This window comes from Shewanella psychrotolerans (assembly GCF_019457595.1).
Classification (GTDB): Bacteria; Pseudomonadota; Gammaproteobacteria; order Enterobacterales; family Shewanellaceae; genus Shewanella; species Shewanella psychrotolerans.
The window spans coordinates 1,401,030-1,413,068 of record NZ_CP080419.1 but is presented as its reverse complement, the minus strand read 5'-3'; the positions used below and the strand labels follow the sequence as shown (position 1 = coordinate 1,413,068).

The 12,039-nt window shown below is 44.8% G+C and carries 9 protein-coding genes and 1 riboswitch; of the genes, 3 read left to right on the top strand and 6 right to left on the bottom strand.

Going from position 1 to position 12,039, the window contains the following annotated elements:
• Nucleotides 1-208: 208 nt before the first annotated feature.
• Nucleotides 209-1,429, bottom strand: coding sequence for an MFS transporter (locus tag K0I62_RS06320; protein ID WP_220070636.1), 1,221 nt, complete (start codon nucleotides 1,427-1,429; stop codon nucleotides 209-211).
• Nucleotides 1,430-1,741: 312 nt separating this feature from the next.
• Between K0I62_RS06320 and gtfA the strand changes: the two genes are divergently transcribed.
• Nucleotides 1,742-3,208, top strand: coding sequence for a sucrose phosphorylase (gene gtfA / locus K0I62_RS06315; protein ID WP_220070635.1), 1,467 nt, complete (start codon nucleotides 1,742-1,744; stop codon nucleotides 3,206-3,208).
• 133 nt (nucleotides 3,209-3,341) lie between these two features.
• Here gtfA and K0I62_RS06310 read toward each other — a convergent pair whose 3' ends face one another.
• Together K0I62_RS06310 and K0I62_RS06305 are read right to left on the bottom strand one after the other, a co-directional pair.
• Nucleotides 3,342-4,379 carry a LacI family DNA-binding transcriptional regulator gene (locus K0I62_RS06310; protein WP_220070634.1) on the bottom strand — a complete coding sequence of 346 codons (1,038 nt, stop codon included), beginning with the start codon at nucleotides 4,377-4,379 and terminating at the stop codon, nucleotides 3,342-3,344.
• 70 nt (nucleotides 4,380-4,449) lie between these two features.
• Nucleotides 4,450-5,028, bottom strand: a complete 579-nt coding sequence (locus K0I62_RS06305; protein WP_220071298.1) for a thymidine kinase — start codon at nucleotides 5,026-5,028, stop codon at nucleotides 4,450-4,452.
• A 235-nt stretch (nucleotides 5,029-5,263) separates the two neighbouring features.
• Between K0I62_RS06305 and K0I62_RS06300 the strand changes: the two genes are divergently transcribed.
• Entirely contained in the window at nucleotides 5,264-5,632 is a 369-nt protein-coding gene (locus K0I62_RS06300) for a tetratricopeptide repeat protein (protein WP_220070633.1), read from the top strand.
• Between the two features lie 405 nt (nucleotides 5,633-6,037).
• Nucleotides 6,038-8,194: a M3 family metallopeptidase gene (locus K0I62_RS06295; protein WP_220070632.1), complete on the top strand. Its 2,157-nt coding sequence runs from the start codon at nucleotides 6,038-6,040 to the stop codon at nucleotides 8,192-8,194.
• A gap of 84 nt (nucleotides 8,195-8,278) precedes the next feature.
• Here K0I62_RS06295 and K0I62_RS06290 read toward each other — a convergent pair whose 3' ends face one another.
• The 3 genes from K0I62_RS06290 to K0I62_RS06280 form a co-directional block, all read right to left on the bottom strand.
• Nucleotides 8,279-9,847, bottom strand: a complete 1,569-nt coding sequence (locus tag K0I62_RS06290; RefSeq protein WP_220070631.1) for a Na+/H+ antiporter NhaC family protein — start codon at nucleotides 9,845-9,847, stop codon at nucleotides 8,279-8,281.
• 78 nt (nucleotides 9,848-9,925) lie between these two features.
• A riboswitch (Lysine riboswitch) is annotated at nucleotides 9,926-10,141 on the bottom strand.
• A gap of 148 nt (nucleotides 10,142-10,289) precedes the next feature.
• Nucleotides 10,290-11,213 carry an electron transfer flavoprotein subunit alpha/FixB family protein gene (locus K0I62_RS06285; RefSeq protein ID WP_220070630.1) on the bottom strand — a complete coding sequence of 308 codons (924 nt, stop codon included), beginning with the start codon at nucleotides 11,211-11,213 and terminating at the stop codon, nucleotides 10,290-10,292.
• Nucleotides 11,213-11,962: an electron transfer flavoprotein subunit beta/FixA family protein gene (locus K0I62_RS06280; RefSeq protein ID WP_220070629.1), complete on the bottom strand. Its 750-nt coding sequence runs from the start codon at nucleotides 11,960-11,962 to the stop codon at nucleotides 11,213-11,215. The genes K0I62_RS06285 and K0I62_RS06280 overlap by 1 nt, the downstream gene beginning before the upstream one ends.
• Nucleotides 11,963-12,039: the final 77 nt, after the last annotated feature.

Sequence of the window (12,039 nt, the reverse complement as noted above, 5' to 3'; positions counted from 1 at the left end):
TGTAGCCTCATTCCTTAAGACTGCCCCCCAATTATTTTTGCTTCAGGTGGTGTTGCTCACAATTGAACTTAATCAATTAAGTAACAAGTTAGCAACTTAATTGTAAATTGCAAGCGCATTTTTTAACCTGTATGCAACCTGCATTTACGAATTACAAACCAAGCGATTGTTTTTTTTAATAGAAAAATAAATATAGTCGAACAGCATTTTAATGCTCTCCTACCGCCAATAGATGCCCAGATGGATCTCTTAGCAAATTAAATGCCGCTAAAGCGCATAATAGAAAAGCAAAGCCCGTAGCAAGATAGAAACCATATTTTACATGGCCAAAGATATCACCAACGATCCCCATCAATAGCGGTCCAAGCGCCGCGGAAAGCGCTGTAAAAAACAGGATGACACCCGCAACTGAACCATGCTGAGAGATAGGAAAGCAACTGATTCCCTTAGAGTTTAATGTTGGATAAATCATCGACATAAATAACCCCGATAACGGCAATAACACGACAGCGGCATCGATACCAAAAGACATTGCACCTAAGTAACAAAGAGCAATAACTAAGCTAAACCAGAACATCACTTGCTGCCACGCGTATCGATTTAAAATCCATCCACCTAAAAATCGACCTAAGGCTCGTAACGTAAAAAAGATTGTCAACGCATAAGTGGCGACTAACGCGAAACTTCCCTCGTAATTGAGCAACAATGTAGGCATCCACACATAGATAGCGACTTCGGTGGCCACATATAGGCCGATCGCTAATGAATAGCCTAGCGCATAAGGGTTTTTCATCATTAAGAAGGTCCCAGCTAAACTGATCTCTTGCGAAGAAGTACACTGTAATTGGGGGTACTTTACCCGATACGCCAAGGCACATAAGATCAAGCAAAATATCCCTGCGCCAAAATAAAGGTATTTCCAAGAAACGCCGCTGATCAACAGATAACTGACAATAGCAGGCCCGACCATAGCGCCCACACCGAAGAAGCCTTCAACCGTGTTCATGGTGCTTGAATGCTGCTTCGCGTCGGCAGATATGTCGCCAATCAAGCCTAACGCTCCCGTTTTAAATATGCCGATCGAAGCGCCAACCAACGCCAGTAACAATAGGAAATAGTAAAATGACTCACCCAAAGCAAACATAAAGCAAGCCAGAGCAAATAACGATAACCCCAATAAAATGGTGACTTTCCGACCAAGTTTATCGGCAAGATAGCCAAGAAATAGCCCACTCATTGCGATAAAAATCATCGGCATATAATGAAACGCGCTAGCTTGAGACATAGTTAAATCAAATTGACTAATCAACTCTGGAATGATCACCCCAACCGCATCAGAGGTCATTGCGAACATAAAAAACATCAGATAAGTCAGTAACCTTATCTTCATGTGCCTATCATGATTTAGGTTATCTAATTCAATCGCCATACTGTTCACCTTTATTTTTATCGTATTTTCAGGGTAACTAACACTAGGGTGACTCCGCCATACAGGGCCAATCACACTCGAAAGCTTTGCCATTTTTAGGGTTAACTATTAATACAGACGTCAAATGTTGCATTAAAAACAAACTATAAAAGCCTATACCTCATAGTGATAACTCCTGATCACTGAACCATATTGCGGGTATCGCAACTCAAAAATTCAACAAACACCTTGAATAATGTTTCATTTTGGTTAAATATACAACTTAATCGATTAAGTTTTTTTTCAACACTCAGATTCAATGTGGGCCATAAAATGAAGAATAAAGTGCAATTGATCACCTATGTAGATCGAATCGCTAACTCTGGATTGGTAGGACTCAAACAGGTGCTAGATAACCAGTTATCAGAACGATTTAGTGGCGTTCACCTGTTACCATTCTACTTCCCCATTGACGGCAGTGACGCGGGATTTGATCCGATTGACCACGTAAAAGTCGATGAACGTCTAGGTAATTGGGACGATGTAAAACAGATAGGTGAAGCTTACGACATCATGGCAGACCTTATCGTGAACCACATGTCAGCGGAATCAAAAGAGTTTAAAGATGTGCTGGCAAAGGGAAAGAAGTCCGCCTATTGGGACCTGTTCTTGACCAAAGACAGTGTCTTTCCAAACGGCTTAAGTGATGAAGACCAAGCAAAAATATACCGACCACGTCCTGGAAGTTGCTTTAGTACTTATCGACTAGCAGACGGCAGTGAGGTAGAGTTTTGGACTACATTTACCGCCAATCAAATTGATATCAATGTCCACTCAAAGGCTGGACAAGACTACTTAAACAGAGTGCTGGCTCGCTTTCATGAGAGTAAAGTTAATCTGATCCGTTTAGACGCGGCAGGTTACGCCATTAAGAAACCTGGCACCAGTTGTTTTATGATAGAGGAGTCATTTGAGTTTGTTGATCAATTAGCCAAGCAAGCTAACCAGCTAGGCATGACAACCTTAGCGGAAATCCACTCCCATCACATGACACAAATCGATATAGCCAAACGAGTAGACATGGTTTATGACTTTGCCTTGCCGCCGTTGATATTGCACACCTTATTTAGTCAAGACGCAACCGCTCTTAGCTATTGGCTGTCGATTGCGCCACGTAATTGCATTACCGTTCTCGATACTCACGATGGCATAGGAATTATTGATGTCGGCCCGATTAATGGAAAACCTGGCCTGTTAAACACCGCTGAAATTGATAACTTAGTCAATACCATTCACGCCAATAGCAAGGGTGAAAGCCTGCAAGCGACTGGGGCAGCAGCAAGTAACGTCGATCTGTATCAGATAAACTGCACCTATTACGACGCCCTTGGCCAAAACGATATTGATTATCTCATTGCCAGAGCAATACAGTTTTTTGCACCAGGGATCCCCCAAGTTTATTACGCTGGTTTACTCGCCATTCCTAATGATATGGCGTTACTTAAAAGGACCCAAGTCGGCCGCGATATAAACCGTCCTTACCTCAATATCGACGATATCGATAGTGCGTTGCAAAAGCCTGTGGTTAAAGCACTTTGCAAGCTAATTTCACTACGAAATAACCAAAGTGCATTTAATGGCGAATTTTCGATGAGTGGTGATCAAAACAGTTTGCAACTTATTTGGACAGAAGGACTTAATAGTGCAAAATTGGCGGTAGATTTTACAACAAAAGATGCCGAAATAGAGATGAAACAAGACGGACAAGTAGACAGGCTATCACTGGCATCCCTCTTATAAAAATCCTTATAGCAACTGCGATAAAGAGGATATCGACAGCGGATGTGTTAGCGCATCCACTGTCGGATTAACATTAATAACTAATATTAACTCGTTGCCGCCCCTTGCCTACAGCAAATTGCGGGCGATTATTTTAACAGCTAGCACCACGCACAAGCTCATAATCAAGTATTTCAGCATGATGAGCATCATCAATAAACATCTGCGCCGCTTGGCGTCCCTTCTGCTCAGAATGCTGATAAACGGTAGTCAATGCAGGAACCATACGTTGAGCCTCTTCAATGCCATCGAAGCCGACCACTCGAATGTCTTCAGGTATTCTTAACCCCCTTTGTAAGGCTTCTCGCATCACCGCCAGTGCAATTAAATCACTCATACAGAGAAAAACATTAGGCCTCGGGTTGCTGCTCAGCGCCTCTTTGGCTCCAATAGTGGCAAAGTCAGATTTGCTCTCGGGAATATTCCATACTCGATCAGGGCTCAGAGAGATCTGCTTATCACTAATCGCATCGATATATCCTTGCAACCTTTGATGGGCTATTGAAGTATCAAGCTCCATCGCATCAGAATCAAAATCATAGACTCGGCAGGTAAGATGGGTATCAAGCAAACGTAAACCTAAAATCGCAACCCTATCTTCCGTCGATTGTATTGCGAGTGAAGCAACATCATATGCACCGCGGCGATTATCTATGCTTACCGATGCACTTCGATGAATATTAAAGTCCACAGTGACCACTTTCTTTTTTATCTGCTTAAGCTGATCAACCAACACGCCATTGCGTGGGCGGCCATAACAGATAAAACCGTCCACAAAATCACTTACACCATTAACACTTTCAGCACTTCCCGAAAACAGCAAAAGATTAATTTTATGCTGTTCAAGCACTTCAGCGACCCCTTTCATAAACTTACTTGCAACCGGATCTGACACCATGTAAGACACACTATCAGACAGTACCAGCGCAACAGTATCAAACTTACCACGGCGCAGTGATCTTGCGGCCTTATTGGGGCCCAAATACCCCAGTTCGGTACAGGCAGCTAAAATCTCGTTGCGACGCTTTTCAGACAACTGATCGGGACGATTAAAAGCATTAGAAACCGTCGCATTTGACACTCCCAGCTCTTGGGCGATACTTTTTAATGTCCAATGCTTAGATTCGGTCATAGGTTATTCCGTAATTAACACGCTTACATGAGATAAACTTTAATTTTAATGAGTAAGCTGGTCTCAATCGCTAATCCCACAGGAATTCGCGAAAGTGTTTACGACACACTGACTCATAACTTTCGTTACCGCCAATGGCGACCTGTTCACCCTCTTTCATCGGCTTACCTTCACCATCTAGGCGCACCACCATGTTCGCCTTACGACCACAGTGACAAATGGTTTTTAGTTCGACTAACTTATCTGCCCATGCAAGCAGATATTGGCTACCACTAAAGAGTTCGCCTTGGAAATCGGTTTTTAAGCCGTAACACAGCACAGGGATATCTAAAATATCCACCACATAGGTCAACTGCTTTACCTGCTCTTTACTGAGAAACTGCGATTCGTCGATTAAGATGCAATGCAGCGTTTGTTGTTTGCAAACATCAGCGATCATTTCGACAAGATTATCATCACTACTAAAGACCTGAGCTTCAGTCTCTATGCCGATACGTGACGCTACTTTTCCTACGCCATAACGATCATCGATGGATGCCGTCATCACTAGCGTGTTCATACCGCGTTCACGGTAGTTATATGAAGATTGTAACAGCGAGGTCGATTTGCCTGCATTCATCGCCGAATAATAAAAATAGAGCTGCGCCAAGGTCAATATTCCTTTGATTATTTTTCTCAATAAATTCTAACATTATCTTTGTCCATTTAGCAGCGTCAAAAATGCCATGAATCCCCAGTGAGACCGAATTTAGTCAATTTTGAGTAACCGATCAAAAAGACCCGTCGAATTTGAAGTTTAGACAGGCTTAAAACTCCCTATGTCTATTGATAGAGAAAGGATGTAAGGCACAAAAAATTGAGATAGTAAACTAAAGCTAATTAACTTGTTAGCGGTTATCTTTAGGCATTTAGAGCAAGATGCTCAAGCAGAATCAATCTATCTTTATGGCCTATCGGTAAAGCCCAATAATCTAAACTTACTTTTTAACTATCAGGTGTTATTGACTAGAAATGACCGATACATAGGAGCCGATCTGCTGCACAACCGCATCGATAATGCAAAAGATCCCAGTCCATTTCGCTGGGTCACATTAGGAAATGAGCATTACGAAAACAAAGGTTATCGCCGAGCCTTAAAATATTACAATAAAGCGATCGAGCTTGCCCATACATACCTCAAGGTTATGCAGGTAAAGCAAAAACACTGTACTTACTCGGTGACCAACATCAAACTAAAGAAGCCCTTACGCTAGCATTGGAAAAGGTACATCAACCTGAACTTGAAAGACTCTACCAAGCTAAGTTAGCCGTGTTGTCACAACATTAAGCCTACCAGTGTAGGAAGTTTGACCCTAATTCAACAGTGCTCTTCACTCGTTGCCTCATAAGCGCTAAATTCTCGCTGAGCGATCACGAATTGGTATACCCGACTTAGCCTTTTACTTTCAAGCTTAACCTACCATTAAAATCGCTAATAAAATTGATTTAAGATAACCTTAAAAGTTAGAGTACAACTGTTCTTTCCTCAGAATATTAACTAATTTCAGCCTGATTTAAGTCACAAAAGATAAAGTGACACCTAACGTGTCTGCTAACCTATCTGCTAACTTGTTTACGATAAAAAATAACAAACATCAAAAGAAGGAAGTTGTTGTAACATGAAATTAAACCTTATCGCACTGGCCGTTGCTGGTACACTATCCACAACCCTACTGTTAACAGGGTGCCAATCGACGACACCCAAAGGCGAAAACACACAACAAATGTCAGTAGATCCAATTGCTGCAAATCCGCTGTTTATCGCAAGCTCACTGCAATATCAAGCGCCTAATTTTAACATCATCAAAGATGAACATTTTCAGCCCGCATTAGAACAAGGCATCAAAGAGCACTACCAACAGGTTCTCGCGATCGCCAACAACCAGGATGCTCCAACGTTTGCTAACACCATAGTGGCAATGGAAACCAGCGGCGAAATGCTCACACGCGCCTCTCAGGTGTTCTACAACCTAACAGGCTCTAACAGCAATGCAGCCCTGCGCAAGATCCAAGGCGAAATGGCGCCAAAAATGGCGGCGCACTCAGACAACATCCACCTCAATGGCAAGCTGTTCTCACGTATCGACAGTCTGTACCAGCAGAGGGACAGCCTAGGACTGACTAACGAAGAGGTTCGCCTCATTGAGGTCTATCATCAACGTTTCGTCATGGCGGGCGCCAAGCTAACCGAAGATCAAAAAGCGCAAATCCGCGTATTAAACGAAGAGCAATCTAAACTCACTAACGAGTTTAGCCAGCGCCTATTGAGACTCACCAAAGAGATCGCCGTTGTGGTCGACAATGTCGATGAGCTAAAAGGATTGTCAGACAGTGATATTCGCGCAGCCAAGGCCGATGCCAAGGCTGCAGGCCATGAAGGCAAGTACCTGCTCAACATCACCAACACCACACGTCAGCCTGTACTGGCCAAACTGGAAAATCGCGAACTGCGTCAAAAGGTATGGCAAGCTTCTGCCACCCGTGGCATGAGTGGTGAAAACGAAACGGCTTCATTGGTTTCTCGTCTGGCACAACTGCGCGCAGAACGAGCTAAACTACTGGGCTATGACAGCTGGGCCGACTACCGCCTAACGCCGCAGATGGCAAAGACGCCTGAAGCCGTTTATCAGATGTTTGGTTCTATGGTGCCAGCGGTTGTGGCTAACACCCAAAAAGAAGCCGATGATATTCAGGCGATGATCAACAAAACCGGTGGTGACTTCACACTAGCGCCATGGGACTGGGCTTTTTATGCCGAGAAAGTGCGTAAAGAAAAGTTCGATCTAGACGCCGCCGCCATCAAGCCTTACTTCGAATTTGAGCGCGTACTTAAAGATGGCGTCTTCTTTACCCTAGAACGTCTCTATGGCGTCACGCTTAAGCCACGTCCAGATCTGCCTGTCTACCATGAAGATGTGAAGGCCTACGAGATGTTTGACGCCGACGGCACTTCAATGGCGATTTTCTACGCCGACTACTTTGCCCGTGAAGGCAAGCGCGGCGGTGCCTGGATGAGTTCTTTCGTCACTCAATCTAAATTGCTGAACCAAAAGCCAGTAGTGGTCAACGTGATGAACATCAAGAAGGCCCCTGAGGGTGAGCCCACCTTCGTCAGCTACGATGAAGTCACCACCATGTTCCATGAGATGGGTCACGGTACCCATGGCATGTTCTCTAAGGTGACCTACCCTAGCCTGGCAGGTACCGCTGTATCTCGTGACTTTGTTGAGTTCCCGTCGACCTTCGAAGAGGACTGGGCTGCGCACCCTGACGTACTGGCCAACTATGCTAAGCATTATCAAACCGGTGAAGTGATCCCTGAAGCACTGCTGCAGAAGCTGCTCAAATCACGTAGCTTCAACCAGGGCTTCGATACCTTGGAATATATGGCCGCAGCGCTGGTTGACCTTGAATGGCACTCACTGAGCGCCGATACACCGCTACAGGATGTGGCAGATTTCGAAGCTAAGGCGCTGGAAAAGCACGGCATTAATATCGCCGCCGTACCACCACGCTATAAGTCGACCTACTTTGCCCACGCCTTCCCAGGCGGCTATTCGGCCAGTTACTACGCTTATATGTGGAGTGAGATCCTGGCGGCAGACGCCTTTGCCTATGTGCAAACACAGGGTGGTCTAAACCGCGAGATCGGTATGAAGTATCGCAAGACAATACGTGAAGTGGGTAACAGCGTCCCGCCGATGGAAGCTTACAAGGCTTTTCGTGGCCAAGAACCAACCACTGATGCGCTGCTTAAACGTCGCGGATTAAACTAAACGAAGCTTGTGCTTGTGAAGCAACAAAAAATGCCGCTAACTTAGCGGCATTTTTATTATCTAATACCAATTAGTATAAAGATATTAGCTAACCGGTTGGTTTGCCTTGTGGCGCAATATAAAAATACTAATCACAAACAGTACGCTACAAGTCGCTAAGCCAGCGGCAAGTGATTCGGTAAACCCAAGCACGGTATAACCACCTAAACTTATACCTGCAACAATCAGTGCATAAGGTAACTGAGTCAATACATGGTCAATGTGGTGACAGTTAGCCCCTGTTGAAGACAAAATGGTGGTATCCGATATGGGTGAACAATGATCACCAAATACCGCACCGGCTAATACAGCCGCGAGCATAGGTAGCATCATATTGGTATGAGTGCCCATTGCCATGTCTGCCGCGATCGGTAACATAATACCAAAGGTGCCCCAACTGGTGCCTGTAGAAAACGCGGTTAATCCCGCTAACACGAATAACACCGCAGGTAATAATGCAAATGGAATATTACCCGTTGCTAGGCTCGCCATATATTTACCCGTTTCCATCTGACCAATTACGCCAGCAATGGTCCAGGCAAACAATAAAATATAAATAGCAGGTAACATTGAACGCGCACCCGCAACAATACCTTTTAAGACCAGAGCCTTATCTAAGCCTTGGCTTATCACCAAAACTAACGTCGATGCTAGCCCGATAACCGCACCAAAGAAAAGTGACGATGCGACATCGGTTTTCTCAAACGCCCCAATCACACTAAAGGGCAGACTGTCGGCGGCCAGCGCATCGGCACCACTGCTAATCATGAAATAGATGGTGGCAAACACCAACACAGTAATAGGCAAAAATAGGCCTATTATTCTACCCGAATCGGCTTCAGGCAGATCGCTATTCGCCCCAGGAGGTAAGCCTTTTGACTCATCATACAGATTACCTTTTTGTGCATTAAGTTCATGCTGACGCATAGGGCCCACATCCAGTCCCATAAACGCAACACAAAGCAGTAAGAGTAAGGCAAAAATGGCGTAGAAGTTCATGGGGATCATCTGAATAAACACACTCAAATGACCCGTATCTGTAAAGCCGTGAGTCGTTAAGATACCGCCGATCAGGGCAATAATATATGCGCCCCAACTCGAAACCGGTGAGATAACACAGATAGGCGCGGCGGTTGAATCCAGTAAATAAGCTAACTTACTACGAGAGATATAATACCTATCGGTCAGAGGGCGCGCGACACTCCCCACCACTAGGCTATTAAAATAGTCATCGATAAACACCACACAGCCTAAAAACATCGTCAGCAGTTTTGCATCTCGCTTATTGCGAATATGCTGACGCGCCCAATCGGCAAAGGCTTTGGCTGCACCGCTAACGGTAATAAGCGCAGTGATCATTCCAAGTAAAATAAGGAAGCCTAACAGATAGACGTTCCAACTATTTAAAGCGCCATCATCCCAGAACAATCCAACCACCTTCTGACCCAGATACTGGCCAGTCCCCGTGATTGAATAATCGGTAATAAAGATTGCGCCTAATAGGATCCCGACCCCTAAAGACAGTAATACTCGGCGAGTAAAAATCGCCAGCAGAATTGCCACCACAGGAGGTAGCAAAGAAAGCGCCGAATCGGCGTAACTCAAAGTTGTCATTATTTTATATCGTCTTCGTTAAAATACGAATGGAGGGCAACTGAACTGGTGGGATATAGTCATAGATATTACACCTGTCCTATCAGTAGCGCTCCATAGTGATACCATGCGTCAGTATACATTCTTTTTATCTTCCAGATAAAAAGCACTATGGCAGTGCTGCCTCTATTCGATAACAGCCCCAGCAGCAAGTCTTGATGAACTTTACCACTTCGGCATCAAATCCTTTCATGTTCACTTATCGGCATCACCCTAATGAACACTACTTATATGTAATGCACCTCTACGTCTCAGGACGTCAACCAATTTCACTATCGGTTAACGTGACGCACATAAAAACACAAGCGGCTTAAAGGATGCTACCTCAAAGCCGCTCGATGTGACCCACGTCACACTAAGTTTCAAGCAAACACCAAAGTGCTCACCAACTGTTTACATTTTACTAAAGAAGTTCAAGTAACTTAGGTACGGCTTCAAACAGATCAGCCTCTAAGCCATAATCCGCAACTTGAAAGATCGGGGCTTCTGGATCTTTGTTAATTGCCACGATAACTTTAGAGTCTTTCATACCCGCCAAGTGTTGAATTGCACCCGAAATACCAACGGCAATATACAGATCTGGGGCAACAATCTTACCAGTTTGACCCACCTGCAAATCATTTGGCACGTAGCCCGCGTCAACTGCTGCGCGAGATGCACCCAAAGCACCGCCCAATTTGTCGGCTAGCTGCTCAAGGATCGCAAAATTGTCAGCACTGCCTAACGCACGGCCACCAGAAACAACAACAGAAGCGGCACCTAAGTCTGGGCGCTCAGATTCAGTCAAGGTTTGCGATACAAACTCAACATTACTGGTAAACACGCCATCGATGTTTTGCACACCTGCCGCACCATCATTGGCGACAGAGTCAAATGCACTGCAACGCACTGTCATCACTTTTATAGGATCTAAACTCTGTACCGTTGCCATTGCGCTACCAGCATAAATTGGGCGAACGAAGGTATCTTCGCTAACGACTTCAACCACTTCTGATAACTGAGCAACATCAAGCAGCGCTGCAACGCGAGGCATCACATCTTTACCCAAGCTAGAAGCTGGCGCCAAGATATGTTGGTAATCACTGGCGATAGACACCACTAAGGCTCCCAGGTTTTCCGCAATGCCATTAGCGTAAGCCGCATTGTCGGCAACCAATACAGTTCGTACACCACTAAGTTGTTTAGCCGCTTCGACTGCCGCCGCGCAGTTTTCGCCAGCAACTAATAGATCAACATCACCACCAATCGCTTGACCGCAAGCGACCACTTTTGCGGTATCTAGCTTTAGACTCGCATTATCATGTTCTGCAATTACTAGAATAGCCATTAGATCACCTTCGCTTCATTTTTTAGCTTTTCAACCAGCTCCTCAACAGAAGCCACCATCACGCCAGCCTCACGCTGAGCTGGCGGAGTAACTTTAAGCACATTTTGGTGCTGCTTAAGTGTCACGCCTAGGCTATCGATAGTCACGGTATCAAGTGGCTTACGTTTCGCTTTCATGATGTTAGGTAATTTTGCATATCGAGGTTCGTTCAAACGCAGATCGGTCGTAATAATCGCAGGTAGTGGTACCTTTAAGGTTTGCAAACCGCCATCAATTTCACGAGTCACTAATACGGTATCGCCTTCGACCTTCACTTCAGAAGCAAACGTTGCTTGAGGCATACCGGCAATCGCTGCCAACATTTGACCCGTCTGATTGTTATCACCATCGATAGATTGCTTACCCAGCATGATTAGCTGAGCCTGCTCGTTGGCTTGAATCGCATTAAGGATCTTTGCAATAGAAAGCGGCGCGAGCTCTTCATCGGTTTCCACATGAATACCACGGTCAGCACCTAATGCCATTGCTGTACGCAATTGTTCTTGGGAGGCTTTTGGGCCGATAGTTGCCACTACTATCTCAGTAACAATACCTGCTTCTTTCAAACGTACCGCTTCTTCTACAGCAATCTCACAAAATGGATTTATCGCCATCTTAAGATTTGCGGTATCGACGCTAGTATTGTCAGCATTTACCCTGACCTTCACATTTGCATCGACGACGCGTTTAACTGGCACCAATACTTTCATAAGGCTTCCTTCTTACGTCTTTATTCTGGATAAAAATAGTGCATAGCAAAACTATCACAAACTAGTGCCACTTTACG